Origin of the sequence: Alkalidesulfovibrio alkalitolerans DSM 16529, from assembly GCF_000422245.1 — a bacterium.
Lineage (GTDB): Bacteria > Desulfobacterota > Desulfovibrionia > Desulfovibrionales > Desulfovibrionaceae > Alkalidesulfovibrio > Alkalidesulfovibrio alkalitolerans.
In genome coordinates, this window is record NZ_ATHI01000005.1 from 144,058 (window position 1) to 169,338 (window position 25,281).

General features: G+C 66.1%; 20 protein-coding genes. 5 read left to right on the forward strand and 15 right to left on the reverse strand.

All coding sequences use genetic code 11. The features are described 5' to 3' along the window. Positions 1 to 57: 57 nt before the first annotated feature. Both DSAT_RS03640 and DSAT_RS03645 read right to left on the reverse strand, forming a co-directional pair. Positions 58 to 3,081: a tetratricopeptide repeat protein gene (locus DSAT_RS03640; protein WP_052167327.1), complete on the reverse strand. Its 3,024-nt coding sequence runs from the start codon at positions 3,079 to 3,081 to the stop codon at positions 58 to 60. Between the two features lie 270 nt (positions 3,082 to 3,351). Further along, the gene (locus DSAT_RS03645) at positions 3,352 to 4,368 is read right to left on the reverse strand and encodes a sigma-54 interaction domain-containing protein (protein WP_020886234.1); all 1,017 of its coding nucleotides are present in this window, start codon (positions 4,366 to 4,368) and stop codon (positions 3,352 to 3,354) included. Between the two features lie 212 nt (positions 4,369 to 4,580). On the opposite strand from DSAT_RS03645, the gene DSAT_RS03650 reads away from it, so the two are divergent. After that, positions 4,581 to 5,642: an OmpA family protein gene (locus tag DSAT_RS03650; protein WP_020886235.1), complete on the forward strand. Its 1,062-nt coding sequence runs from the start codon at positions 4,581 to 4,583 to the stop codon at positions 5,640 to 5,642. A gap of 151 nt (positions 5,643 to 5,793) precedes the next feature. Here DSAT_RS03650 and DSAT_RS03655 read toward each other — a convergent pair whose 3' ends face one another. The 5 genes from DSAT_RS03655 to DSAT_RS03675 all read right to left on the reverse strand — a co-directional run bounded on the left by DSAT_RS03655 (position 5,794) and on the right by DSAT_RS03675 (position 9,108). Beyond that, positions 5,794 to 6,345, reverse strand: a complete 552-nt coding sequence (locus tag DSAT_RS03655) for a bacterioferritin (RefSeq protein WP_020886236.1) — start codon at positions 6,343 to 6,345, stop codon at positions 5,794 to 5,796. 183 nt (positions 6,346 to 6,528) lie between these two features. Continuing rightward, the gene (locus DSAT_RS03660; protein ID WP_020886237.1) at positions 6,529 to 6,906 is read right to left on the reverse strand and encodes a flagellar basal body rod protein FlgC; all 378 of its coding nucleotides are present in this window, start codon (positions 6,904 to 6,906) and stop codon (positions 6,529 to 6,531) included. 257 nt (positions 6,907 to 7,163) lie between these two features. After that, a complete protein-coding gene (gene folE2, locus DSAT_RS03665; RefSeq protein ID WP_020886238.1) occupies positions 7,164 to 7,946 on the reverse strand; it encodes a GTP cyclohydrolase FolE2 in 783 nt (260 codons plus the stop codon). 39 nt (positions 7,947 to 7,985) lie between these two features. Beyond that, complete coding sequence (gene nikR / locus DSAT_RS03670; RefSeq protein ID WP_020886239.1) at positions 7,986 to 8,405, reverse strand: nickel-responsive transcriptional regulator NikR; 420 nt, start codon at positions 8,403 to 8,405, stop codon at positions 7,986 to 7,988. 4 nt (positions 8,406 to 8,409) lie between these two features. Then, positions 8,410 to 9,108, reverse strand: coding sequence for a class I SAM-dependent methyltransferase (locus tag DSAT_RS03675; protein WP_020886240.1), 699 nt, complete (start codon positions 9,106 to 9,108; stop codon positions 8,410 to 8,412). 177 nt (positions 9,109 to 9,285) lie between these two features. On the opposite strand from DSAT_RS03675, the gene gcvH reads away from it, so the two are divergent. From gcvH to DSAT_RS03695, 4 genes are read left to right on the forward strand one after another with little or no spacing between them, the layout of a single operon-like run. Beyond that, positions 9,286 to 9,666, forward strand: a complete 381-nt coding sequence (gene gcvH, locus DSAT_RS03680) for a glycine cleavage system protein GcvH (protein WP_020886241.1) — start codon at positions 9,286 to 9,288, stop codon at positions 9,664 to 9,666. Between the two features lie 43 nt (positions 9,667 to 9,709). After that, positions 9,710 to 11,044 carry an aminomethyl-transferring glycine dehydrogenase subunit GcvPA gene (gcvPA, locus tag DSAT_RS03685; RefSeq protein ID WP_020886242.1) on the forward strand — a complete coding sequence of 445 codons (1,335 nt, stop codon included), beginning with the start codon at positions 9,710 to 9,712 and terminating at the stop codon, positions 11,042 to 11,044. After that, positions 11,041 to 12,483: an aminomethyl-transferring glycine dehydrogenase subunit GcvPB gene (gcvPB, locus tag DSAT_RS03690; protein WP_020886243.1), complete on the forward strand. Its 1,443-nt coding sequence runs from the start codon at positions 11,041 to 11,043 to the stop codon at positions 12,481 to 12,483. Before gcvPA ends, gcvPB begins: the two co-directional genes overlap by 4 nt. 14 nt (positions 12,484 to 12,497) lie before the next feature. After that, positions 12,498 to 13,850 (forward strand): dihydrolipoyl dehydrogenase family protein, encoded by a 1,353-nt coding sequence (locus DSAT_RS03695; protein ID WP_020886244.1) that lies wholly within the window; start codon positions 12,498 to 12,500, stop codon positions 13,848 to 13,850. 185 nt (positions 13,851 to 14,035) lie between these two features. Here DSAT_RS03695 and fliD read toward each other — a convergent pair whose 3' ends face one another. From fliD to DSAT_RS03735, 8 genes are all read right to left on the reverse strand, one after another. Next, entirely contained in the window at positions 14,036 to 15,718 is a 1,683-nt protein-coding gene (gene fliD, locus DSAT_RS03700; RefSeq protein WP_020886245.1) for a flagellar filament capping protein FliD, read from the reverse strand. A gap of 15 nt (positions 15,719 to 15,733) precedes the next feature. Next, on the reverse strand, positions 15,734 to 17,221 hold the full coding sequence (gene flgL, locus DSAT_RS03705) for a flagellar hook-associated protein FlgL (protein WP_020886246.1): 1,488 nt from the start codon (positions 17,219 to 17,221) through the stop codon (positions 15,734 to 15,736). Positions 17,222 to 17,232: 11 nt separating this feature from the next. Then, positions 17,233 to 19,305: a flagellar hook-associated protein FlgK gene (gene flgK / locus DSAT_RS03710; protein ID WP_020886247.1), complete on the reverse strand. Its 2,073-nt coding sequence runs from the start codon at positions 19,303 to 19,305 to the stop codon at positions 17,233 to 17,235. Positions 19,306 to 19,350: 45 nt separating this feature from the next. Continuing rightward, complete coding sequence (locus tag DSAT_RS03715) at positions 19,351 to 20,937, reverse strand: flagellar hook protein FlgE (RefSeq protein ID WP_020886248.1); 1,587 nt, start codon at positions 20,935 to 20,937, stop codon at positions 19,351 to 19,353. Positions 20,938 to 20,999: 62 nt separating this feature from the next. Next, on the reverse strand, positions 21,000 to 21,764 hold the full coding sequence (locus DSAT_RS03720) for a flagellar hook assembly protein FlgD (RefSeq protein WP_020886249.1): 765 nt from the start codon (positions 21,762 to 21,764) through the stop codon (positions 21,000 to 21,002). Positions 21,765 to 21,786: 22 nt separating this feature from the next. Beyond that, positions 21,787 to 22,083 carry a zf-HC2 domain-containing protein gene (locus DSAT_RS03725; protein WP_020886250.1) on the reverse strand — a complete coding sequence of 99 codons (297 nt, stop codon included), beginning with the start codon at positions 22,081 to 22,083 and terminating at the stop codon, positions 21,787 to 21,789. A 276-nt stretch (positions 22,084 to 22,359) separates the two neighbouring features. Continuing rightward, positions 22,360 to 24,135 carry a sensor histidine kinase gene (locus DSAT_RS03730; RefSeq protein WP_161656091.1) on the reverse strand — a complete coding sequence of 592 codons (1,776 nt, stop codon included), beginning with the start codon at positions 24,133 to 24,135 and terminating at the stop codon, positions 22,360 to 22,362. Between the two features lie 301 nt (positions 24,136 to 24,436). After that, the gene (locus tag DSAT_RS03735; protein WP_020886252.1) at positions 24,437 to 25,132 is read right to left on the reverse strand and encodes a response regulator transcription factor; all 696 of its coding nucleotides are present in this window, start codon (positions 25,130 to 25,132) and stop codon (positions 24,437 to 24,439) included. Positions 25,133 to 25,281: the final 149 nt, after the last annotated feature.

Genomic DNA, 25,281 nt, shown 5'->3' on the forward strand with positions numbered 1-25,281 from the left:
GGGCCGAAGCCTTCTCGACCGACAAGGCCGGGTGAGCACGCTCCTGACGCTTCGCAGCTAAAGAATCGGAGCGGAGAACTCGCCCGCCTGGCGGCGCAGGTCGTCGGCCTGAAGCGCCGAGCGGGCGCTACGCGCGGCCATGGTGCCTGGTTTTCGGGCTACGATGTCCTCCATGATCCTGCGCCAGGTCGCCATGTCGCCGATGTCGCGGTACACGTCCGCAAGCCGGATGCGGAACGCGCCCCATTCCGGCTCGTCCGGGGTGACGAGCTTGTCGTACTCAAGCCCCCAGCGCAGCGCGTCCTCAAGGCGTCCCGCGCGCTGCGTAACGTCCATGAGCAGAAACATCAGATCCTTGACCCGCTCCTTGTGCGCGCCCGCGAGCACAAGCTCGGACAGCGACTCCTGGGCATAAAGGAAGGATTTTTCGAGCTGGTTCGCAGCTTGGGCGAAACGGGCCAGGTGAAACAGCGCAAGCCCTCGCTGGTCCGCACTCAGGCTTCGATCCGTGGCCAGCTTGCTCCATAACGGCTCGCTCTCCTCGGGACGGCCAAGGCTCGTCAGAGCCAGGGCCGAGGCGAAATCGAGCTGCCGCCTCAGCATATCGGGCATCTGCCAAGCGCGCACGGTTTCGTAGAGATCGGCGAGATCGGCCCAGGCGCTTTGCCCCACATAGACGTCCAGGGCGATGTTCAGGGCCATTTCGGAAACCACCCCCTGCTTCTGCCTGGTCAGGAACGGCTTCGCCATCTCCAGGGCCTGATCCGGACGGTTCTGCCGCCAATAGGCCAGACCGACGGCGATGCGCGTGTCAGGCGTCATGCGTTCGACGAGCCGGGCAAGGAAGGGGAAGCGCTCCCACATGCCCGCGATGCGCGGCCAGTTCTCCTGCTCCACCGCGTCCTTGGCCGCGCGCTCGAAAACGCCCACGCCGACCTCCTCGACCCGCTCCGCCAGAGGGTTCAGCGGATAACGCGCGAAGAATCCCTCCACGGCGTCCAGCGCCTCGTCGGGGCGATTGTTGAAATAGTACCACATGGCCAGCTTGGTCTGGGCCAGCGGCGCTATGGCGCTGCGCGGATACTTTTCCACGATGCGGGTGTATATCTCGGACGGCCTGAGAGTGAACCGCCGGTCGAAGACCGAGAACATCTGCATCATGGAGGGATCGTCGTAGATGCCCTCCTCGGCCAGACGCATCTGGGCCACCAGCCCGCCCTGCTCATCGGGATAGTTCTCGGCGACGTGGGTGTAGACGTCGCGCGCGGCCTCGTTCTTGCCCTCGCGCAGATAGATGTCGCCGATGCGCGCCAGGACCACGTCGATCTCCGGCGCGGTAGGGTCGAGATTGTAGAAAGCCCAGTAATCGCTGCGAGCCCGCTCGAAGCGTTCGAGGTTGTTGGCGATATTTCCGGAAAGACGCAGGAACTCTGGGGATTCAACGTAGTAGCGTGGAAAGCGCTTATCCACGAAGTCGATGACCTGAAAGGCCTGGTCGTAATACCCAAGACGAGACAGGGAATCGGCCAGTCCGACAGCCGCCTCGCGGATCACCGGGCTGTCCGGATGGTTCTGGACCAGATTCTGGAAATGGTCGGCGGCCCGCTGGTAATCCTCGCGGTCGAAATGGAAGCGCCCCCAGTAGTAGTCGGTGAGGGGCACGTTCTCGTCGTCGGGATAGCGCTGCCGGAGCAGATTGAAGTAGGCCGTGGCCTCGGGCACGTTGCCCACGCGCAGGTTGACCAGCCCCAGGTTCATGAGGATGGACGGCACCTTGGGCCCGTCCGGGCGAAAGTTCATGGCCCGCTCGAAAGCCCCAACCACGACCGGGAAGTTCGCGGCAAGATCGTTCGCGTGCTGGGCGAAAAGCCCCTGCGCGCGGGCGTAAAGCGCCTCCTCCTTGATGTCGTTCGGCACAGCCGGATCGTCGATCAGGGTCTGGAAGATGGCTGCGGCGTCCAAGCCTCGGCCAGCCTCGACGGCGGCGAAGCCTTCCTGTAGCCTGTCGTCGAACTGCATCCGCAGTTCGTCGATGCTTACCCCCTTCTCCGTCGCCTCGGCGCGCGCGGCTTCGGCCTGGGTCTGCTCGGCGGGCACGGGGTCGCGCACCTCGGCGACGGTTCCGGGCAGGGCCGGAACCCCTTCGAGGCGGGCCATTCCCTTGTCGATCTCCTGGGCCAGCGGCGCATCGCGGTACAGATGCTCGGCCTCGCGCTCGATGGCCTCGACCACGCGGCCCTCGACGTCCTTGGCCTCGGCCAGAATCTCGGCCAACGTTTTTCTGACGGCGGGCATGCGCACCTCGCCGGGGGCGGCGAAAGGCGCGGAAGCGTCCTCGGGTGTCTCGGCCGAGCCCCGGATTTCCGGCTGCGCGAGCGCCTCGGCCAGGGAGGTGCCGTAGACGGGCGCGGTCTCTGGCCCGGCCGCACTCACCGGAGCGCGCAAGGCCCCGGGCGCGACGACCGTGGCCTGGCCGACAGGCGGCTGTGAAGCCGGTTGCCCGGACTGAGGACGTGCGACTTCGGCGGGTGTGCCTGGAAGCACCTGGGACGACGCCTGGGAAGGTTGCGCAGGGGCCGAGGCGGCCGGAGCGGCCGGAGCCTGGGCGGGCGTTTGCGGCGCGGCAGGCGTCCGGGGCCTGGCAGGGGCGCGCGGCGCGGCCTGGGCTGCCGGAGCGGGACGCGACGCTTCGGGCGGCCGCCAGCGCGCGCCGATGGGATCACGGAAAAACTGGATCACGACCTCGTTGCCGCGCGCGGGCAGACGGATGAACCCGAACTCGCTCGTCTTCAGACGCACGGTGAAGCCGCCCGAAAGCGGCGTGACACCCGCCACGAGGTTGCCCTCGAAAACCTGTTCGGCCATGTTCGCGCCGGAAACCATGACCGCGACGCGGTCCGCGCCGACGCGCTGCGCCTGAACCTCCGGGGCCGGGCCGTCGAACGTGAGGACGAGGGTTTCCGTGCTCTGCGACACGGCGTGGGAAAGCGTGAGCGCGCACGCGAGCGCGGGCGCGAGCAGATGCGCGAAAAGCAGCGCGACGAGAAGCCGGAGCCATCCGGCACGGCCGACGTGTTTCACCAGCCTCCTGCCAAGCAAAAAACGTGCGCGCGGGGAACACCTGTGCCTGCCGGGCCCGCTGCGCGACCTTCCCGGGCCGCAAAAGAGAAAGCCCAGGCCGAGCGTGTTGCCCAACTCCATCTCCCAGGCTGCTCAAAAAGCTTCAGATGCAAGGCGCAAGAGAAGTTCAAAGCCGACGCGTATTGCGCATAAGCAAGGGTTTGAACTTTTCGTGGCAACGCAGCAGATGGGGTTTTTTCAGCAGCCTGACCCTGGCCCATGATTTCCTGCTCAATTGTTGTCCAGCTTGCGTTTCTTCAGCTTCTCGATGAGCGTGGTACGCTTGATGCCCAAAAGCTCGGCAGCCTGGTTCTTGACCCCGCCCGATTCGTTCAGCGCTTCGAGCAGCAGCCGCTCCTCCACCGTGTCCAGGAATTCCTTGAGCCCTAGCCCCTTGTCGCGCAGATCCTGGAGAACAGGCCAGACGAACCCTTGCGGCGTGGCAGGAGCAGGCGGCGGCGGCGGACGCTCGCGGCCAGCATCGCGCCATATCTTCTCAGGCAGATCCTCCGGGGTGATGCTCTCCCCTTCGCAAAGGATGGCCATGCGCTCCATGAAATTCTCGAGTTCGCGCACGTTTCCCGGCCACTGGTAGGTCCGCAGCATCTCCCGCGCCTCGGGCGAGAGGCCCAGGCAGGAACGCCCCTTGCCGCCGCAAAAACGCCTCAGAAAAAATTCCGCAAGCAGGAGCACGTCCTCGCCCCGTTCGCGCAGGGGCGGCAGGTGCAGGGGAATGACGTTCAGGCGGTAGAAGAGGTCTTCGCGGAAGCGGCCCTCGGCCACCTCGCGCTCAAGGTCGCGGTTGGTGGCCGCCACAACCCGCACGTCGGCCTTCTGCGTCTTGGTGCCGCCGACCTTCTCGAACTCCTTTTCCTGGAGCACACGCAGGATCTTCACTTGCAGCGAGAGGTCCATCTCGCCGATCTCGTCGAGAAAGACCGTTCCTCCCTGGGCCAGTTCGAAACGGCCCGGCCGGGTGCGCACGGCGTGGGTGAAGGCTCCCTTCTCGTGGCCGAAGAGCTCGGATTCCAGAAGCTCGCGGGGAATGGCCCCGCAGTTGATGGGCACGAAAGGCTGATCGCGGCGCTGGCTGGAGCGGTGCAGGGCGCGCACGAGCAGTTCCTTGCCCGTGCCCGACTCGCCTGTGACCAGGACCGTGGAATCGGTGGGCGCGACCTTGGCCAGAATCCGGAAGACTTCCTTCAAGACCGGGCTCGTGCCGATGATGCCCTCGACATTCAGTTCCATGCGGGCCGCCTCCCAAAAAAGAAAAATGCCGCGCTCGCGCGACTATGCGTATTCCAGGACCCGGTGTCAATTCAATGACGCAAAATTGAGCGCAAAGACGCGGAAAACCGCTTCCCGCGCTTGACTTGGCTGCGCATTTCCCTTTTAAGGTGAAACTATCCGTCCGGCTTTCGTGGCGGTTTTGGATCGCAGACCGCAAAAAGGAGTATCGCATGCGCACCATCCGACTCACCCCGCTCCACGCCCTGCTGGCGGCGATTGCCCTCATGATCGCTGCGTTGCCGGGCGCGGCCCAGGCCTCGGCCATGAGCAGATACGTGCAGACGGCCGACAACTTTGTCATTCTCTTCGACAGCTCGGGCTCCATGGCCGCCCCCTACGCCCCATCCGGAACGGATAGGCTCAACGCGGCCATCGACCTGCTCAAGGCCGTGAACCGCGACATCCCCGAGTTCGACTACACCGCCGCCCTGTACACCTTCACGCCTTGGAAGGAATATTACGGTCCCAGGCCTTACGACAAGGCGGCCTTCGACAGGGCCATCGACGCACTGCCCAGGGAAGTGGCTGGCGGCCGCGCCTTCGGCCCGCCCACGCCGATCGGCGAGGCCATGTGGAAGCTCTCCGACCTGATCAAGGACTTCAAGGGCCGCACCGTGGTCATCCTCTTCTCCGACGGCATCAACACCGATAGCCACGATCCCATCCGCTACGCGCGTTCCATCGCCTCGCGTCACGACGTCTGCTTCATGGTCGTGAGTCTGGCGACCACGCCTCCCGGCCGCGAGCTTCTGAACGGCATCGCCACGGCCAGCCCCTGCTCCATCAACGTGGATTTCGACTACGCCGTGCGCAACCCCGAAGTCTGCACCGGCCAGCTCTGCTCGCTGGTGCCGCTGACCGAGGTCGTGGTCGTCGAGGAAGAGCGGTTCATTCCCGTGACCTCCATCTGGTTCGATTTCGACAAGTCCGACATCAAGCCGTGGGCCGCCACCATGCTCGACGCCGCGGCCGCCGAACTGAAGAAGGACAGCCGCTCGACCATCTATCTGGCCGGATTCACCGACACCACCGGCCCTGAGAAGTACAACCAGGGCCTTTCCATGCGCCGCGCCCTGGCCGCCAAGGAATACCTCGTGAGCAAGCACGGCATCGGGACCGAACGCATCGTGGCCCGCTGGTACGGCGAGGACGGCCCTGCCGCGACCAACGAGACGGCTGCCGGACGCCGCCTCAACCGCCGCGTGGAATTCGTGATCGTACCGGGCAAGTAGGGCTTTTGGTATTGAACGGGAAATGGGGACATTCCATCGGGGATGGCCCCATTTTCAACGGAAAAGCCTCGCAAGACAAGAAAAAAGCCCGGGCGCATTCACCATGCGCCCGGGCCTTTTATCGATCAGATGGATGCCTTTGAATCGCCCGCTAGGCGCCGCCGGGCTTGATGGCGAAGCCCTTGGTGGTACCGCCCGTGGAGGCCGAGGTGCCCGCAATGCGCGAGAGATAGGCGTCTCCCAGGGTGTCGATGTGGCCGCCCACGTTGTCGAAGTAGCTGAAATGGGTCTGCTCCTCGTCGATGATCTGCTCGAAGAGCTTGACGCTGATGCTGTCGCCGTTCTCACGACAGGTCAGCAGGAACTGGTTGTAAACGTCGATGGTGTTGTCTTCGAGGTTGGCGTCGAAGGGGAAGACCTCCCTGACGTCTTGTCCCTTGACGGTCTTGCCGCCCGGATCGCTCGTGGGCTCGCCGCCGAGTTCCTTGATGCGCTCGGCGAACATCTCGGCGTGGCGCATCTCGTCGATGGCGATGAGCTTCATGTTGGCGGCGAGCTCGCCGTAGTCCTTGTCGTCGAGGTTGTAGTGCTGGTTCATGTACTGGCTGATGGCGTGCAGTTCCATGGCCCTGGCCTTGTTCAGAACCTCGATGACCTTGGCCTTGCGCGCGTCCTTGTCGGACTTTCCGGCTGCCTTCTTCATGGGAATGGTCTCCTTGATGAATGTGTGTCGCGTTGCTTGGCCCGTCGCCGGGCGGATAAACCACGTTCATCCCATACCCGTTACAGGCCTCGGACTCAAGACGAAACGCGAAAAAACGGGCCTTTGCGGCCCGGAAGAACTCATGCGGAAAGAGGAGGATCGCGATGGGAAAGGCGGCCCGGCTCAGGCCATTATGTCCAGCACGGTGCCGGTCATCTGGTCGTAGCTGGCGATGCTGACGAGGTTGGCCTCGTAGGCGCGCTGGGCGGTCATGAGATCGACCATCTCGCCCGCGAGGTTCACGTTGGAGCCCTCGGCGTAGCTGTTGTCGTAGGTGGACATGTCCAGGGCATCCGGGGACGGATAGCCGGGCACCGGGGGGCCGGGCGTCTCGTCGGGCACGATGGCGGCCACGCGCACACCCCGATCCTCGGGGCCGGATTCGAGCACGGTCTGCGAGGCCTGGAAGCCAGGCGTTTCGACATTGGCCACATTGTTGGCCGTGACCGCCTGGGCCAGGGAGAAGGCATGCAACGCTTGGAGGCTGACGTCGATACTCATGGCGTCCTCCGACCTTTGACCATGCTTGATTCATACCCCCCAACCAAGCCAAGGTCAAATGTCCGCCATCGCGGATTTTTCACGAGGTCCGACGGAATTATCGTCGGGGCACGAGGCAGGCTACCCGCTTTGACCCCTCGCAGCCGCCCAATGCCCAACCGACGTTCTTCTCCCAGAAAATCACCGTCCGGGCACGAGGCAGGCCCGTCAAAAACCGCGAGGGCAAGGCGCGAGGAAAAGCCGCCAGCGCGGATTTTTCACGGGCCTGCCGGGCCAGGGAGTTGGATGGAGGCGTACGCTGCGTGATTGTGGATGGATTCCTGGCTCTCGCACTCCACCCGGAACCAGGTGAAGCGGCCGTCCTCGGCCAGCCGCTTGGCGGCCGCGCGGACCACGTCCTCCACGAAACAGGGGTTGGCGAACGAGGCCTCGGTGACGAACTTCTCGTCCTCGCGCTTGAGCAGGCTGTAGACGCGCGACGATCCGGCCGCCTCGGCGATCTCGACCAGTTCCTCGATCCAGAAGAAGCTCTTGGAGCGGCAGGCGATGCGCACGAGCGCCCGCTGGCTGTGCGCGCCCTCCAGGCTGATGGCCTTGGAGCAGGGGCAGACAGTCATGACCGGCACCTCCACGCGCAGGGTGAAGACCAGCTTGTCGCCGCTCAGCTCGCCGTCGAGCAGGCAATCGAAGTGCATGGGGCCGACGCTGCCGGAGACGGGCGCGGCGCGCGTGACGAAATAGGGGAAGGCGAAGCGGGCGTGGGCCGAGGAGGCCTGCAGTCGTTCGCGCAGGTCGGCCAGAAGGCGCTTGCAGGAGGCGAAGTCCAGGCCGCCGCTCCACTGGCCCAGGGCCTCCACGAAACGGCTCATGTGCGTGCCCTTGAACTCGGCGGGCAGGTCCACGGCCAGATCGACGGAGGCCACGGTGTGCTGTTCGCCGCGCGCGCGGTCGCGCACGGTGAGCGGGGCCTTCAGCCCCTTGACGCCCACCCGGTCGATGGCCAGGGCCACGTCCGAGGGGCCGCTTTGGATGTCTTGCATGTCGCGTGTCGTTCCCGCGCCGCGCGAAAAGGGGCGGCGCTATTTCAGGTCGTGGCCCGTGGTGGTCAGGCCGAGCTTGCCGTGCTTCACGCCCTTGGTGGAGATGAGGCGCTGCGCCAGATCGCGGATGCGCTTGCCGTTGCCGCGCAGGACCAGCACTTCGAGACAGTTGTGGTGGTCGAGGTGCACGTGCATGGAGCATTGGATGAGGTCGTGGGCGTCGTGCTGGATCTCGGTCAGCTTCTGGGCCAGGTCGGACTGGTGGTGGTCGTAGACCAGGGAAAGGGTTCCGGCCAGTTCGCCGTCTGCGTCCTCCCACTCGCGCTGCACGAGCATGTTGCGGATCAGGTCGCGGATGGCCTCGCTGCGCGTCTGGTAGCTTTTCTCCTCGCAGACCTTGTCGAATTTTTCGAGCAGGTCGGAATCGAGCGAAACGCCGAAACGGATGGTCTGTCCCATACGGTCACTCCTGGTCGGGCAACGTCAGTTCCCAGAGGTTCACGGTCATGGCCGAGGTGGCCGAGGCGCGCTTGGTGGTGCCCAGGTGGGCGACGTTCCAGCCGCACTCGCGGAAGCGGTCCGGAAAGGGCTTGGACACGTCGCGCCGGGCCTCGCCGAGCCAGACCCTGCCGCCTTTGGCCAGGGCATGGCGGAAAAGCTTTTCCAGCGGCTCGAAGAAGCGGCGCTCGTAGATCACGTCGCCGCCCCAGATGAAGGGGAACGCGCCCGCGCGCACGGCCGGAAAGCGCCAGTCCATGCGCAGCCACAACGGCTGCGGCGCATTGTTGAGGGCAGCGCTGTCGCGGGCGAAGGCCAAGGGCTCGTGCATGATGTCGAAGGCCGTGACCCGGGCGCCCGCATGGGCCCCGACGATGGCCGAGACGCCCAGGCCGCAGCCCACGTCCAGGCAGTCCCGGCCCGCGATCTCCTCCCTTCGGGCAATGAGGTGCTCGGCTAGGACCACGCCCGCGGGCCACATCTCGACCCAGTAGGGGATCATGTCCTCGGCGTCGGGCCTGTCCTCGGAAAGCTCGTTCCACAAGGTCTCCAGGTCGCCCTCGCGCAGAAAGGTCCACGCGCGGCCCGCAATCTCGACGGTCAGGGCTTCGCGTCCGGACAGGGACGGGCGGTCGGGCTTGGAAACAGCGGCGGCATGCGGCATTAGCTGCCTATAGCCCCATGAACCGGCTTTTTCAAGGGCCGCGCGGCCTTTGCCGGTCCCGGCCGGGAAAAGCGCTTGCGAAAGGTCCTTTAGGCGCTTTACATAGGATGGCGTTTGGGGCTACCCCTGCCAGCGCGGGGGATACATCAAGGCCCCCGTCATCCCGCAGGAGGACGCATGATTCCCGACGATCTTCTTTATGCCCGGACGCACGAATGGGCCCGCATCGAGGACGGCGAGGCCGTGCTCGGCATCACCCACTTCGCCCAGGAACAACTCGGCGACCTTACCTATGTGGAACTCCCCGAGGTCGGCCAGGCCCTGACTCAGGGCGAGGAGATGGGCAGCGTGGAGTCCGTGAAGGCCGCGAGCGAGCTTTACGCCCCGGTCACGGGTGAGGTCATCGCCGTGAACGAGGAATTGGCCGACAACCCCGGCCTGGTCAACGAGGATCCCTACGGCGAGGGCTGGATGCTGCGCGTGCGGCTTTCCGCCGACCCCGAGGATCTTCTGGAGGCGGCGGACTACGAACGCCTGATCGAGGACGAGGCCCACTAACGTTTGTTACGCCGCCGCGCCGCGCGGCGGTCCGGAGGCGCGAATGCCCTTCATCCCGCATACGGACGACGACGTCCGCACAATGCTTGCAACCATCGGCGCGGGCTCCGTGGAGGAACTCTTCGCCGAGATAGGACCAGACCTTCGGCCGCGCTCGTTCGACCTGCCCAAGGGCATGAGCGAGATGGCCGTAATGGCGCGCCTTGAGGCCCTGGCAGCGAAAAACGCCTCGGGCCTCAAATCTTTTCTGGGCGCGGGCTTCTACGACCACCACATCCCGGCGACCGTGGACGCCCTGACCTCGCGCGGCGAGTTCTACACGGCCTACACGCCGTACCAGCCCGAGGCCTCGCAGGGCACGCTGCAGGCCATCTACGAGTTCCAAAGCGCCATGTGCCGCCTGATGGACATGCACGGCGCCAACGCCTCGGTCTACGACGGCGGCTCGGCCATCTTCGAGGCCATGATGATGGCCGCGCGCAAGACCCGCCGCCGCCGCTTCGTGATCTCCGAGGCCGTGAGCCCGATCTACCGGATCATGCTCACGTCCTACACGATCAACCTCAATTTCGAGCTGGTCACCGTGCCGCACGTGAACGGCATGACGGACCTCGCGGGCCTGACCAAGGCCATCGACGCCGAAACCGCGGCCGTGCTCGTGCAGTCGCCCAACTTCTTCGGCTGCATAACGGACTTCAGCGATCTGTTCGCGGCCGCGCGCGCGGCCGGAGCCGTCTCCGTGGTCTGCGCCAACCCGGTGCTGCAAAGCGTCCTCAAGACTCCCGGCGCCATGGGCGCGGACGTGGCCGTGGCCGAAGGCCAGGGCCTGGGCCTGCCGCTGTCCTTCGGCGGGCCGTATCTGGGCGTGATGACCTGTGCCAAGGACATGATCCGTCAGATGCCCGGTCGCATCGTGGGCAAGACCGTGGACGCCGAAGGCAAGCCCGGCTACGTGCTCACCCTGCAGGCGCGCGAGCAGCACATTCGCCGCGCCAAGGCCACCTCCAACATCTGCTCCAACCAGGCCCTGTGCGCCCTGCGCGCGCTGGTCCACCTTTGCTCGCTTGGCGAGGAGGGGCTTAAGCGCACCGCCGGGCTTTGCATCGAGCGGGCGCACTACGCGGCCAAACGGCTGTGCGACCTGCCGGGCGTATCCATGATGAACGACGCGCCCTTTGGCAACGAGTTCGCCGTGCGCCTGCCCGTGAACGCTTACGAGGCCATCGACAAGCTCACGGCCAAGGGCGTGGTGCCGGGCTTTCCGCTCGGCCGCTACTATCCGGGCCTGGAGAACTGCCTGCTCGTGGCCTGCACCGAGAAGACGAGCCGCGAGGACATCGGCATCATGGCCGAGATGCTGGGAGGACTTTTGGCATGAAGACCGTGTTCGAGAAATCCCGTCCCGGCCGCGAGGGCGTGTGGCCCGATGCGCCGCAGAACGGCCCCGAGGCCTACATCCCGGCCGCGCTTCTGCGCTCTTCCCCGGCGCGGCTGCCCGAACTCTCCGAACTCGACGTGGTGCGCCACTTCTCCGAGTTGTCGCGCAAGAACTTCGGCGTGGACTCCAATTTCTATCCGCTCGGCTCGTGCACCATGAAGTACAACCCCAAGTTCACCGAAAAGGCCGCCGCCCTGCCGGGCTTCGCGGGCCTGCATCCGGTGCTGCCGCAGCTTCAGGGCGCGGGCAGGCTCTGCCAGGGCGCGCTCGAGGTCATGCACGACCTCGAACGCTTGCTGTGCGAGATCACGGGCATGGCGGGCTTCACCCTACATCCCATGGCCGGGGCGCACGGCGAGCTTGCGGGCTGCATGCTCATCGCCGCCTACCACCACGCCAAGGGCAACGTGAAGAAGAAGGTCATCTGCCCCGACTCGGCCCACGGCACCAACCCGGCCTCGGCCGCGCTGGCGGGCTACGAGGTGGTGAACATCGAGTCCGTGGACGGCATCGTGGACCCGGCCAAGCTGGCCGAGGTGCTGGATGACGAGACCGCGGCCCTGATGATGACCTGCCCGAACACGCTTGGCCTCTTCGAGCGCCACCTGCCCGAGATCGTGGCCATGCTGCGCGAGAAGGACGCCCTGCTCTACTACGACGGCGCGAACCTGAACGCCATCCTGGGCAAGATGCGCGTGGGCGACGCGGGCTTCGACGTGGTTCACCTGAACCTGCACAAGACCTTCGGCACCCCGCACGGCGGCGGCGGCCCCGGCTCCGGCCCGGTTGGCGTCTCCGAGCGACTGGTCGAATTCCTGCCCGTCTCGCGCGTGAAAAAGCTCGAGGACGGCCTGTTCGTGCTCGACTACAACCACCCGAAATCCATCGGCTACGTGGCCCCGTTCTACGGCAACTTCGCGGTCTACCTGAAGGCCTACGCCTACATCCTGCGCCTGGGCCGCGAAGGGCTCGTTCGCGTCTCGGAGAACGCGGTGCTGGCGGCCAACTACATGCGCAAGCGGCTGGAGCAGCACTTCCAGATCCCCTACAACCGCACCTGCATGCACGAGTTCGTGGCCTCGGCCGTGGAGCAGGCCAAGAGCGGCGTGCGCGCCCTGGACATCGCCAAGGCGCTGCTCGACAAGGGGCATCACGCGCCCACGGTCTACTTCCCGCTCATCGTCAAGGAATGCATCATGGTCGAGCCTACGGAGACCGAGTCGCTGGAGACCCTGGACCGCTTCGTGGACGACCTGATCGAAATCGCCGGGCGCGCCGCGAGCGACCCGGCCTCGGTGCAGGCGGCGCCCGTGACGCTGCCCGTGCGCCGCCTGGACGAGACGCGCGCCGCGCGCGACATGGACATCGCATCGCTGTGAGCCGGGAGACGGACGTGGACTTCGAGATCGCAGTCATTGGCGGCGGCCCGGCAGGCGTCGCCGCCGCCAAACGGGCCGTGGCGGCCGGGAAATCCGTCTGCCTCGTGGAGAAGGCGGATCTGGGCGGCACCTGCCTGAACTGGGGCTGCATCCCCACCAAGTTCCTGCTCGGCGGCACCGCGCCTGTGGAGGAGTTCGAGGCCCAGGCGCGCATGAAGGCAGTGCACGGCGAGGTGCGCGCCGACCTCGCCGCCCTGCAAGCCCGGAAAGACCGGCTCGTGACGGCCACGCGCAAGGCCGTGGCCAAGGAGCTGGAAAAGCTCGGGGTGACGCTCCTTTACGGCGCGGCCCGCTTCAGCGGCCCGCAAACGTTCGAAATCGAGGGCCCGGACGGTGGGCGCTCCGTGAGCTTCGGCCGCTGCATCCTGGCCACGGGCTCCGTGACCACGGTTGTGCCGAGCATGCGGCCCGACGGCGAGTGCGTGCTCGACTCCGACCTGCTCCTCGGCCTGACCGAGGTTCCCGAATCGCTCATCATCGTGGGCGGCGGGGTCATCGGCCTGGAGATGGGCCAGATATTCGAACGCCTGGGGACGAAGATCACCGTGGTCGAGGCCCTGGACCGCCTGATCCCCTGGGAGGACCCGGAAGTCTCCGAGGAGATGGCGCGCATCTGCAAGCGCCGCAAATGGACGCTCAAGCTCGAGGCGCGGGTGAAGAGCCTGCGCACGAGCGAGAACCGGGCCGAACTCGTCCTCGAATCGGGCGAGACCCTGTACGCGGCCAAGGCGCTGGTCTGCATCGGCCGGCGGCCCGCGACGGACGGACTTTGCGCCGAGAAGGCCGGGATCGTCCTGAACCCGCGCGGCTTTACGCAGGTGGACGAATCCCTGCGCGCCTCCCCGGCCGTCTACGCCGTGGGCGACGTGAACGGCCGGGCCATGCTGGCCCACGCGGCCGAACACCAGGCGCTTTTCGCCGTGGACCACGCCCTGGGCAAGATCACGGCTCCCTATGCCGACGAGGCGCTGCCCTCGTGCATCTACGGCTCGCCCGAGACGCTTCGCGTGGGGCGCATGGCGCACGAACTCGAGGCGGCGGGCCTGCCCGCGCGCGTCTCGCGCTTCGCGCTCGCGGCCAACCCCATCGCCCAGGCGCACGCCAGCACGCAGGGTTTCGTGAAGGTGGTCTGGTCGGACGGCCGCATCGCGGGCGTCACGGCCATCGGGCACCACGTGGCCAGCCTGGCCACGGCCGCCGTCCTGCTCGTGCGCCACGCCTACACCCGCGAGGACGTGGAAGGAATCATCTTTCCCCACCCCTCGCTCGACGAGGCGCTCAAGGAAGCCTGCCTCGCGGACCGCTAGCAGACTGTCCCCAAAGCACCCTCTGCGGCGCTGCCGCGAAAATTCAAGCCCTCGCGCAAACGAACCGCGCGTCGGGCTTGAATTTTTTGTGCGCCTTGCATCTGGCGCTTTTTGGTCAACCTGCGGATCGCAGGTTTGTCAGCCCGACGAAACGTCTGGGTAGAGCGTCGGCGAACCGTCCGGGATCAGCTCGTGGTGAGCTGGGCCAGTTGGCTCTCGAGCTGCGCCTGCAACGAGTTGTAGTGGGAGAGGGTGGTCTCCAGGCGCGCGTACTGGTCTCTCAGCGTGCGCTCCTTGCGTTCCAGGCGCGCCTCCTCCCAGGCGATCTTGGTCTCCAGGCCGGAGATGATGTCCTTGTAGTTGTTTTCGATGACCTTCAGCGTGCCGGTCTCGCTGTTGGTTATGTCGGCAAGCGCCTCGGCGAGCTGCAATATCTTGCCCTGCTTCACGGTGACCACGGCCGAGTGCGTGCCGTCCGTGCGCTGCTCGGCCAGAACGGCCATGCCCGAGGCCGTGGTGCCGTACTTGCCGGTGATTTCCCAGCCGCTGATCGACGCCTCCTGACCGTTGATGAAGGCCGAAACGATCTCTCCGCCCTGCACGGTGTAGGTGATCTCGTGACGGCCCGCCTTGGTCATGCCGTCCACCAGCGACAGGAAGCTGACCTCGGGCGACTCGGACTCGCCGATGAAATCGGCCGCGAAGAACTGCGCCACGGCCATGGGATCCTTGGCGAGCGCCTCGGCGAATATCTCCTCGTCGAGGAGCAGCAGGCCGTGTGTGCTGGAGTGGTCGTTGGCGTCTGTCAGGATGCCCAGGTGCGAAAGGCTGGAGAATGGGTCGCCCTGCCTGGTCTTCTCGTCGTAATAGACGAACCCGAGCCCCTGGCCGCTGGTGATGTCGGTCATCCGCCTGCCGACCATCTGCACGCCGTAGTTGCCGGTCATCACCGAGCCTTCGCCGGTGCTGGAGTCGATCTTGGTCATCTCCTGGATCGTCGTGCGCACCTCGTTGATCTTGGCCACGAAATCCCGGACGTTTTGCATCACGCTCTCGGTGTCCGTGGCGATGCCGATCCTGACGCCGCCCGGACCGGTCACGTCCTTCAGGGTCAGGCTCACGCCCTCGATGACCCCGTCGGCCACGTTGGAGTCGAGTTCGATCCACTTGTCCGCGGCCAGGGGAAAGCCGTCCACCTTCAGGCGCGCGTTCTGGGCCGCCTGGGTGCACTCGAAATCGTCCGGTCCGAACCCGGACACGGTCGAGGCCGTGACCCGCACGGTGTTGTCCGCGCCCAGGTCCATGCCGCGCAGTTGCAGGTAGTGCGCCTCGCCGTCGAAGATCAGCTTGGCGCGCACGTCGCCCCCGAGCGAGGGGTTGGAGTTGATCAGGTGCATCAGCCCCTGGGCCGTGGTTCCGGCCGGGACGCTGATGGCGTGCTCCTTGCCCGCATAGGCGATGGTGATGCTCGCGTCCGTGTCCGCGACCACCGCGTTCAGGTCGGTGATGGGGCTGGCCGTGTTCACCCAGATGTCGTTTTGCGCCAACTGGTCCACGACTACGACGTGCGTGCCCTCCTCGGCCGCCGCGTCGGCCGTGGCGGTGATCGCGTCCGCGTTGGTGCTCGAAGCCGTCTTGACCAGGAAGGCCGAGGGCGACTTGAAGTCCACAAGCCAGTCGCGCAGGTCGCGCATGGCCTGATTCAGATCCTGCAAGGCCTCGACCTTGGCTTCCCAGTCGGCCTTCCAGTTCTCCATCTGCCGCTTGCGGTGACCCTCCAGGGCGATGGTGGACTCGATGATGGCCCCGAAGTCCGTGCCGCTGCCAAGACCCGAGAAGTTTATCTGGCCAGACCAGTAGTCGCTCATGGCGTCTTCCCCGTGCTAGAGATAATTCAGAAGCGACATGCCCATGACCCGCGACTGGGTGGCGAGCACCGCCTCGTAGATGTACTGGGCGCGCGCCAGGGCGATGGTCAGCCCGGCCGCGTCCGCGTCTTCCACGCGCGAGAGGTGCGCCTCGGTCGAGGCGCGCACGGCTGTCAGGGACGCCTCCTGGGCGTCCAGGCGGTTCAGGCGCGCGCCCACGACCCCGGCCTTGGAGAGCAGGTGGTCGTGCGCCTCGCGGATGGCGTCCAGGCAGCGTCCCACGCCGTCCTGGTCGCCCGTCTCCAGATAGCCGATCAGTTCGCCCACGGCCTCGAAGAGATTGCCCTGGGAAAGGGCCTGGCTATCCAGGCCGGTCACCGGGTCGCGGATCAGGCCGCCGAATATCTCGCAGCCCACGTTGTTCACGGCGATGTCCTGGTCCTTGCCGATGGTCACCCGTATCTCGGCCGAGGCGGGCCGAAGCGTGAAGGAGTCACCCGCCGCAAGGACGTTCGAGCCGTTGGAGGCCAGGGCCAGCGTCCCGCCGGGCAGGTCGAGCAGGCCGTCCTCGGCCGATCCGCCCGCAACCCAGGTGCGCCCGCCGTCCAGGGAGTAGGAATATTCGATGGGACCGACCAGGGTGGGGTCGTTGTCGATGCGCACCTGCACACCGTCCGCGAAGCTGCCCGAGGCGGCGGTGGCGATGCCGGGAGCGCCGTAGCTCGTGATCTCCACGCTGCGTTCGTCATCGCCCAGATAGCGGGCCTGGGGCCTGACGATCAGGCGCGAGCCCGAAGCCTCGCCATCGGGCCCCGAAACCGTGGTCCCGGCCGCAAGGGTCAGCCGCGCGCCTGAAAGGTCAAGCGTGGTCTCGCCCGCGCCGAGCACGGCCTCGGTCCAGGTCGCGCCGCCGTCTCGGCTGTAGCGGTAGGCGATGTCCTCGCCGCCGCCGACCTCGCCGTCCTGGCGGAACTCGACGAGAATCGAGGCGGACGCGGAACCTTCCACGGCCACGATGGAGGAGGCGTCGATCGCGCCGTCGGGCGAGGTCGCCCACAGGCACTCCTCGTAAGCGTTGCCGCGCGTCTTGTGACCCGCGAAGATGCTCTGGCCCGCGTATTCGGAGTTGGAAATGGAGACGAGCTGGGCGAAGAGTTCGCGCACCTCCTTGCCGATGGTCGCGCGCTGGTCGGCCGTGATGGTGCCCGTGGCGGCCTGCTCGGCCTTCTCCAGGATGGAGGTGATGGTCGTGGAGGCCCGGGTGAGCATGGAATCGGCCAGGCCGAGCCAGCCCTGCGCCGCGTCGATGTTCTGCTCGTAGCGCTCGATCCCGGAAAGCGATGAGCGAAGGCCGAGCACCGTGGCCATGCCCGCCGGATCGTCCGAGGGCGCGTTGATGCGTTTTTGCGTCGCGCTCATCATGTTCAGCCGCGTGAGGTCGGTCAGCGACGTGTTCATGTGGCGGATGGCATGGCCGTAGATCATGTTCTGACTGACGCGCATCGTCGCCCTCCTCACTTCAGCCCGAGAATGGTGTCCATCATCTCCAGGGAGACCTGGATGAGCCTGCTGGCCGCCTGGTAGTTCTGCTGCTGGCGCGAGAGCAGGGCCAGTTCCTCGTCGAGGTTCACGCCGCCCACGGACTCCTGCTGGTCGTCGAGGCTCGCGGCCAAGGCCTCGGCGAAGCTCCAGGCCGATTTTGCCGCCGCCTTGTCGCCGCCCACGGCGGCCACCAGGGAGGCGAAATACTCGCCCAGCGAGGTTGTGACAGCGCCCCCCGTCGTGCGGAAGGATATCTGCGCGTTCGCGAGCGCCTCCATGGCCCTGGCCGTGGTGTTGTCGCCGGCATTGGATTCGCCCTGGCCGTTGACGTGACCCGCGCAGATGCGGTCGGGATTCGCGGCCAGGGCCGGATTGGCCGCGATGTCGCGCGCGCCGGTTCCGCTCAGAAAGCAGTTGTGGCCCGTGGCCGCGAAGATCCCGGCCGTGTCGTCCGCGTATTCGAAGCGCACGCCCTCCTCGGCCGCGATCTCCAGGCGGCCGTTTCGCACCGTTGCCGTGAGCTGGCCCGGGAAGGAGGCGGTGATGGCCGCAGCCACATCCTCCAGCGAATGGACCTCGGGGTCGAAGTTCGCCACTCCCGGCGGCAGGGAGGAGAAATCCACGGCCGTAACGCCCAGCGGCTTGCCCGTGGTTTCGTCGAACAGGGCCAGGGAGAACGAACCCGCCGCCACGCGGTCGGCGAAGGCCAGCCCGCTCGCGGCCAGGGGAACGTCCGAATACTCTGCGGCGTAGATGCCCGTGGCCGAGGCCAGGGGCGAGAGCCCCGCGCCCTGCGAATGGACGCGGTTGACCTCCCAGATGAGAGAGGCGGCGAAGGCGTCGAGCTGCTCGCGGTATCCGCCCAGGTGCGCGTCGCGCGCCTCGAAGAGTCCGGCCAGAGACCCGCCGCTGAGCCGCCCGGCCTTGGTGTTGCCGTCAAGCGGCGTGACGTTGACCTGCCCTCCGGCCGTGGAGTTCCAGACCAGCGTGGTCTTTGGCATCACCGTGAAGCGATCACCGCTTGAAAGCGCCGAGCCCTCGGGCAGGTCGCCGTTTGAAAGGCTCCCGAACCAGATGGACACGCCGCCGATGTCCACGGCCTCGTCCTTGGGGCCCGCGACGAAGAGCTTCGTCGCGCCGTTGTCGTCCGTGAGCCAGGTCTTGCCGCCATCGAGCGAGACGCGAAACGTGGCCCCGCCCCCGGAGGCGGCGCCGCCGTCCACGACCTCGATGGTGTATTCGTGCGACGATGCTCCCTCGAAGTAGATCTGGCCCGCGAAGCCTGACGAGGGCATCAGGGAGGCCACGGCTCGGGGCGGCAAGAGTTCGAAATCGTAGGCCGTCCCACCGTCGACCAGGGTCTGGCCCTGGCGCGTGGCCACCACGACCTGGCCGTCGTCACGGTATTTGACCTCGATGTCGACCTTGTCCGAAAGCGAGCGAAGCAGCATGTCGCGCTGGTCCAAGAGCTCAGCACTCGCGGGCGAGGCCGTGATCCTGCCGTTGAGCGCCGCCAGTTCCCCCAGCAGGGAGTTGGTTGCGGCCACTTCGCTGGCGATGCTCCGTTCGAGCAGCCGCTGCTGCTCCAGCAGATCGGCCGCCAGATCGTTCAGCCGCGCGGTCAGGCTGTCCGTGGAGGACAAGAGCGTGGAGCGGGCGGCGCTTTGGTCGGGGCTGTCCATCAGAGTGCCCCAGGCGGACCAGAAGTTGTTCAGAAGCGCCGCCGTGCCGTATTTCTCGTCCTCCACGAAGCGGGTCTCGATCTGGGAAAGGACGTTGAAAAGCGTCTGCTTGCTCGCGGCGTCGCTGTTCTGCTTCAGGTACTGGGCCTCCAGATAGGAGTTGAAGTGCCGCAACAGCCCCTGCACCGAGGCGCCCGTGCCCACCTGTCCCTGGGCTGTGTTCAGGGAGATGTTCTCGGACATGGCCACGGTGCGGCGGCGGTAGCCCGTCACTTCCTGGTTGGCGACGTTGTTGCCGTGCACCGTGATGGCGTACTGGCTGTTCAGCAGGGCGCTTTGCCCGATGTACATCAGGTTGTTCATGACGTGCCTTCCCCGGTTTCTCGGTTGACGGGCTCCGTTCCCGCGCTAGCGCTTGAGCTGGATGAGCTCGGAGAGCATGGTGTCCGCCGTGGTGATGACCTTGGAGTTGGCCTGGAATCCCCGCTGGGTGGTGATCAGGTTGACCATCTCCGTGGCCGTGTCCACGTTCGACTGCTCCAGGGTGTTCGAGGAGATGGTGCCCAGGTTTGCCGTGTTGGCCAGCCCGGTGATCGGAACGCCCGACTGGCGCGTCTCGGAGAAGAGGTTGTTGCCCTCTCGCCGCAGGCCGTACGGGTTGTTGAAGTCGGCCAGGGTCAGGGCGTAGAGGTCCAGGATCTGGCCGTTGGAGTATTGCCCCGTGACCACGCCGTCGCGGTTGACCGAGATGCCCTGCAGAAAGCCCGCGCCGTAGCCGTTTTGCGAATGGCTGATGGTGGTGGAGCCGGAGTCGTAGCTGGTGGTGGAGAGCGCGGCGATCTTCGGCGAGGTGAAGTTGGCCAGGTTGGCCACGGAATTGCCCACCAGGGAGGCGTTGGAGGCCGCGCCCTGCCAGGCCGCGCCCGCGGCGTTGTTGCTCAGGCCGAAGTTCATGGCCACCGTCGAGGCGCCATCCTGGTCCGTGGCCGAGGCGTTGTTCTCGCGCGAGAAGTTGGCCGTGAAGGTGGGCAGCCCGGCGTCGTTGACGTCCGCGAGCGTCCAGTTCTCCAGGTCCTTCAGGTCGCCCGAGGCCGTGGATTTGAGCGTGTAGGCGGACATGCCCGTAATCTGTCCGGCGGCGTTGAAGATCAGTGTTCCCGTCATGAGCAGCCCCGCGGCCGAGGTCGAGCCGACGCTCTGGCCGCCGATGGTCCGGCCGTCCACCGACGGATTGCAGCAGACGATGAACTCCCAGACCTGGTTGCCGCCCGCGCTCGAGGCCACGGCCGGGTCCTTCACGGGATCGAAGTACACGGTCACGTTGTGCGCGGTGCCGTTCTCGTCGTAGACCCTGATGGTGTTCTGGTAGGCGTAGCGCGTGTCGGAGAGCGGCTCGTCGGCCGTGCCGTTCCAGAAGCCGAGCATGGAGAAGAAGGGGTTGGCCGGATCGTTGGCCTCGTCGTCGGAGCCGGAGTCGAGGTTCAGGATCATGGAGACGCTCGACGTGGCCTGCGGCGGAGACTGGAAGTTCTCGATGCGGATGTCGCCCGAGACGCCCATGGTGCGCACGCCGCCCGAGGACGAGCCCTGCTGCACCTGCCAGCCCTGCACGCGGTAGCCGTTGGGGTCCACGAGAAAGCCGTTGGAGTCGAAGCGGAAGTTACCCGCGCGCGTGTAATAGACTTCCTGGCTGTCGGAATTGCGCACGATGAAGAAGCCGGTGCCGCCGATGGCGATGTCCGTCGCCTCGGACGAGCTTTCATAGGGCCCCTGGGCGAAGTTGGAATAGATGGACGAGATGCCCACGCCCACGCCCACCTGTCCGATGCCAGCGCCAGTATTCTTGGACTGGTAGAACAGGTCCTGAAACTGCATGGTCGAGGATTTAAAGCCGATGGTGCTCGTGTTGGCGAGGTTGTTGCCGATCACGGACATCTTCGAGCTGTGGGCCTGCAGGCCGGAAATGCCGCTGTACAGGGAACCGGTCAGACTCATGTGGGTGCTCCTTTGCCGAACGCGTCGGGTGTGAATCAGGTCTGGTGAACGCGGGGAGGCGCTTACGCGGCCTCGCCGAGATCGTCCTCGTCGCCGGAGGAATCCTTCGAATCGTCGCTGGCGTCGTCCTCGTTCGCGGCGGTTTCCTTCTCCTTTGCCGTGCGGACCTCATGGACATCGTAGAGCGCCACGGAGCGGCCATCGGAGAGGTTGAGCATGACCGCGCCGCTCTCCATGAACACGCCGGTCACGCGCCCCTCCACCAGGGTGGAGACGTAGAGCCATTCGCCGTTGGCGTCCTCGGCGGTGAAGGCAACGTCGTAAGCGCCGTCCTCGCACGGGCTGTTGTCGCTGTCCTTGCCGTCCCAGGAAAAGGCGTATTCCCCGGACGAAAGCCCGCCCATATCGACGGAGCGCACGATGTTGCCGTTCTTGTCGTAGATGTGGGCAGTGACGTTGGTCGCGTCCTCGGGCACCACGAACCGCACTTCCGTGCTCTTGCCCTCGGCGAGGTGGATCCCGGACCCGGCGGCCAGCACGTCCATGCCGATGTAGGACGTGGCGCTCAGTTGCTGCATTTTGGCGAGCATGGCGGCCACGCCCTCCATGCCGCTCGAAATGTTCGTGAGCTGCTCCAGGGAGGAGAACTGCGCGAGCTGGCTCACGTACTCCTTGTCGTCCATGGGATTGAGGGGATCCTGATTCTTGAGCTGCGCCACAAACAGGGTCAGGAAGGCGTCCTTGCCCAGTTCGGTGCTCGACGACTCTCGCGCCGAGGACGAATACATGGAGTTCAGATAGCTGGTCGTGTCTACGTATGCGGCCATTGCGCGCCTCCTTGGGCAGTTCTCACGCTGTGTGGGAAAAGGGTTCGGTTTGCCGCGCGACGGCGGCGACGGCGAGGCGGGCGGCGCAAGTCAGGGCGATGTCGCGCAGCCATGCGTCGGATATGGCCCTTTCGGGCACGCCCGGCGCTCCGAGCATGCGGCGCAGGTCGATCACCGCCCTGCGGCAGTCGCCGCACACGGCCAAGTGCGATTCGATCCGGTCCCTACGGCTGCCACGCGCGCGGCCGTCCAGGTAGGAAGCCAGGTCGATCGCCTCGGGGCACGGCGAGTCCGGGGGTGTGCTTCTCAAACGCTGCATGCGTCCTCCTCGTCGCGGCCAGCTGTTCGCGGCTCGCAACCCAGATACGGAGGACGGGGGGGCATTCATCCAGGCGCGAGGAAAAAAATCGGCGGCTCCGCGCGAAGGCGCGGACCAAGGCCACGCCTGGTCCAGCCAGCATGGGGGAGAGAGGATTAAAGGCGGCTGCGTAAAGAAATGGAAAGGAGGGCGATGGAAAGGATAGCGACGATCAGGAAGGCAAAATCACGGCCTGACAGGGCGGCAAGAGGGGGAGGAGAAAGGGAACGCCCGGCGTCAGGCTGAAGCGGCGGGCCTCTTCGGAGACAATGGCAAGGCGAAACGGACCTCAAAGCCCTCGCCAGGCAGGTTGCGAGCCGAGACGTCGCCGCCGTGGGCCTCGACGATCCTACGCACGATGGAAAGCCCAAGCCCGCTGCCCGAAGGCGCGCCGTCGAGCGCGGCGCGCTCGAAGGGAGCGAAAATCGTCTCGATCCGTTCTTCGGGAACCCCTGCCCCCTCGTCGCGCACCATGACCACTGCCTGGTCGGACTCAATGAGAATGCGGACCAGGACCGGCGGCCGACCGTGGGCAAGAGCGTTGCGCACGAGATTGTCCAGGGCCCTCTCCACGAGCCGCACGTCGCCTCGGACGAACGGCCGGGCCAGGGGTTCCAGGGCCACGGCCCCGCTTCCGGCCAGGAACGCCGCCCGCGAAACCGCGGCTGCAGCGGCCTGGGCGAGATCGAAGGGGGCTTCCTGGGGAGCGGCCGCGGCCAGCCTGGAAAGATCGATCATCTGCCCGCGCAGGGCGGCCAGGGCCGCGTGGTCGGCCCGCATGCGCTCCATGGTCGCGGCGTCGGCCTGCCCGGCCGCGCAGACGTCCAAGGCCACGCCGAGCCGGGCCAGGGGACCAGCCAGTTCGTGCGATATCTCGCTGAAGAGCCGGTGCTCGGCTGCCACTACCTGCCGTTGCGCCTCGCGGCGCTCCATAAGCCGAATGTTGTCGGCCTGCACGGCCCGGACCTTGTCCATGAGCGAAGCGGTGAAGACCACGGCCTGCGCCAGGACCGCGAGCGCCAGCCAGGCGCTCACGTCGCGGGTCTGGATGGCGGGAAACAGGACCATCAGGGGCGGCAGCGCGGGCACGGCCAGGGCCAGGGTCCAGGCCAGCAAAAAAAGCCGCGCGGGCGCGAAACCCCGGCGCAAGGCAACGTATCCGACGGCCAGGGCGAGGAGCGGCGTGCCCAACAGCGCCGTCAGGAAGATCGGCCGAAGCGTGGGCGAGGGCCCCACGGCCAGCAACGGCAAAAATGCGGCCAGCGCGACCATGTAGATGCGCAGCGCCCTGTCGAGCCTTGGCATGCGGATCGTGGTGTGCAGAAACGAGCGAGTCAGGCCGATGCCGCAGATGAGCCACGCGCCAAGCAAAATGGGGATCATGGCCCTGAAATTCTGCCCCAGGGGAACGATCGGCCCGGCCACGTCGTCGAAACCGAACAGGAACGCGCCAGCCAAAAAGGCCAGCGATCCCGCATACCAGGCATGACCCGGCTCGCGCAGCAGGAGCCCGAAGAAGACGTTGACGATCCCGATGACCGCCAAGCCGCCGTAGAACGCCCCCAGGGCCAGCCCGCGAAGCGCGCTTCTGCCCGCGTGATCCTCGGCCGGGACGAGGCGCGGCGCGAACTTGAAGGGCCTTCCGCCTTCCGCGCGGATGTAGAACTCGCGCGGCGTGTTCTCGGGCAGGCGGAAATGGAGGAAGCGGCCGTGGCTGGACACGACGCGCGGCGCTCCCCCGGCAGGCGGAACCACGACGAGTTCGTAGCGCTGGGGCATGGAATTGGCGATCTCCACGACCAGCCCTCCGGACGGAGGGGGCCTGAGAAGGCGTACCCTGAACCACAACGCGGCGAACTCCTGCGCCTGGGACAGGAAGGGGGACGGCAAGGGACGGAAGGCATGCCCCAAACGCGCGATTTCCGAGGAAGCTATGTTTCCCTCGGGATCCGCAAGCCAGGCCACCTCAAACCAGATGGAGCCGTCCACGTCTCCTGCCTGCGCGCCTGTCACGAAGGCCGATATCTCGTGCGCCGAGGCTGGGCGGACGGCCGTGACGGACACAAGCGCGATCAGACACAAAAACGCGGTCAGGCCGCCCCAAAAGCTCCATCTGCGGCGTTGCTGCGAAAAATTCAAAGCCTCGCGTATCGGTAATACGCGTCGGCCTTGAATTTTTCTTGCGCCTTGCATCTGAAACTTTTTGAACGGCCTGAAATAAGAATTTGTCATCAAACTCGCTACGAGAGGCGCGATTCCGTCGGCGGTCAGGCCGCCCCAAAAGCTGCAAGAAGAGCCGTCACGGCTTGCGGCCTCAGGCATCATGGGGTGATCGACGGCAAAAGACGTAGCCGGTCCCGCGAACCGTTTTGATGTATTCGTCTCCGTCGGGATGGCGCCCAAGCTTTTGGCGCAGATTGCACACGTGCATGTCCACGCTGCGATCGAGCGGGATGAACGTTTTGCCGAGCACGTGCCGGGCTATCTCCTCGCGGCCGACCGCCTCGGGCGAGCGACGCACGAGCAATTCCAGCAGGCTGAACTCGGCCGAGGTCACGTCGATGGCCTCGCCGTCACGGCGCACGAGCATGCGCCCGGGATCGACGAACACCCCCGAAACCTCCACCGGCCCGCGCCTCGCCGGACGCGGCGAGGCGCGCCTGAGCACCGCCCTGATGCGGGCCGCGAGTTCGCGGGTGCTGAAGGGCTTGGTCAGGTAGTCGTCCGCGCCCATCTCAAGCCCCAGAACCTTGTCCAACTCCCCGTCGCGGCCGGTAAGCATGACCACGGGCGGGCCGCCCCTGCGCCGGAGTTCCCGAAGCACCTCAAAGCCGGTCAGGCCCGGAAGATTGATGTCCAAGAGCACGATGTCGTGCTCTCCCTTGAGCGCCACATCGAGCCCCATGGAACCCTCGTTCACGGCCTCCAGGGCCATCGACTCGTTCCCCAGGCTCTTTTCAAGAAGCCCGCACAAGTCCCTGTCGTCGTCGATCATCAGTACGGGTATCATGGGCATTCCTTCCGTGAGCTTACGACTCTCTCCAGCACAGCAAATACGACGCCATGCCGACGCCCCCGGACGTTGTTTATTGTCAACAAATGTAAGTGAACATCATGCCCCAAACACTTCGATACAAAAATACGACTCTTCATTGCATA

Excerpts from the sequence above, each read along its gene's own strand:
- folE2 (WP_020886238.1), bottom strand. The coding sequence starts at position 7,946 with ATGCAAGACATCCAAAGCGGCCCCTCGGACGTGGCCCTGGCCATCGAC.
- DSAT_RS03645 (WP_020886234.1), bottom strand. The coding sequence starts at position 4,368 with ATGGAACTGAATGTCGAGGGCATCATCGGCACGAGCCCGGTCTTGAAG.
- DSAT_RS03655 (WP_020886236.1), bottom strand. The coding sequence starts at position 6,345 with ATGAAGAAGGCAGCCGGAAAGTCCGACAAGGACGCGCGCAAGGCCAAG.
- DSAT_RS03675 (WP_020886240.1), bottom strand. The coding sequence starts at position 9,108 with ATGCCGCATGCCGCCGCTGTTTCCAAGCCCGACCGCCCGTCCCTGTCC.
- DSAT_RS03725 (WP_020886250.1), bottom strand. The coding sequence starts at position 22,083 with ATGCAGCGTTTGAGAAGCACACCCCCGGACTCGCCGTGCCCCGAGGCG.
- DSAT_RS03650 (WP_020886235.1), top strand. The coding sequence starts at position 4,581 with ATGCGCACCATCCGACTCACCCCGCTCCACGCCCTGCTGGCGGCGATT.
- DSAT_RS03720 (WP_020886249.1), bottom strand. The coding sequence starts at position 21,764 with ATGGCCGCATACGTAGACACGACCAGCTATCTGAACTCCATGTATTCG.
- gcvPA (WP_020886242.1), top strand. The coding sequence starts at position 9,710 with ATGCCCTTCATCCCGCATACGGACGACGACGTCCGCACAATGCTTGCA.
- DSAT_RS03660 (WP_020886237.1), bottom strand. The coding sequence starts at position 6,906 with ATGAGTATCGACGTCAGCCTCCAAGCGTTGCATGCCTTCTCCCTGGCC.
- nikR (WP_020886239.1), bottom strand. The coding sequence starts at position 8,405 with ATGGGACAGACCATCCGTTTCGGCGTTTCGCTCGATTCCGACCTGCTC.
- DSAT_RS03715 (WP_020886248.1), bottom strand. The coding sequence starts at position 20,937 with ATGAGTCTGACCGGTTCCCTGTACAGCGGCATTTCCGGCCTGCAGGCC.
- flgK (WP_020886247.1), bottom strand. The coding sequence starts at position 19,305 with ATGAACAACCTGATGTACATCGGGCAAAGCGCCCTGCTGAACAGCCAG.
- DSAT_RS03735 (WP_020886252.1), bottom strand. The coding sequence starts at position 25,132 with ATGATACCCGTACTGATGATCGACGACGACAGGGACTTGTGCGGGCTT.
- gcvH (WP_020886241.1), top strand. The coding sequence starts at position 9,286 with ATGATTCCCGACGATCTTCTTTATGCCCGGACGCACGAATGGGCCCGC.
- flgL (WP_020886246.1), bottom strand. The coding sequence starts at position 17,221 with ATGCGCGTCAGTCAGAACATGATCTACGGCCATGCCATCCGCCACATG.
- fliD (WP_020886245.1), bottom strand. The coding sequence starts at position 15,718 with ATGAGCGACTACTGGTCTGGCCAGATAAACTTCTCGGGTCTTGGCAGC.
- gcvPB (WP_020886243.1), top strand. The coding sequence starts at position 11,041 with ATGAAGACCGTGTTCGAGAAATCCCGTCCCGGCCGCGAGGGCGTGTGG.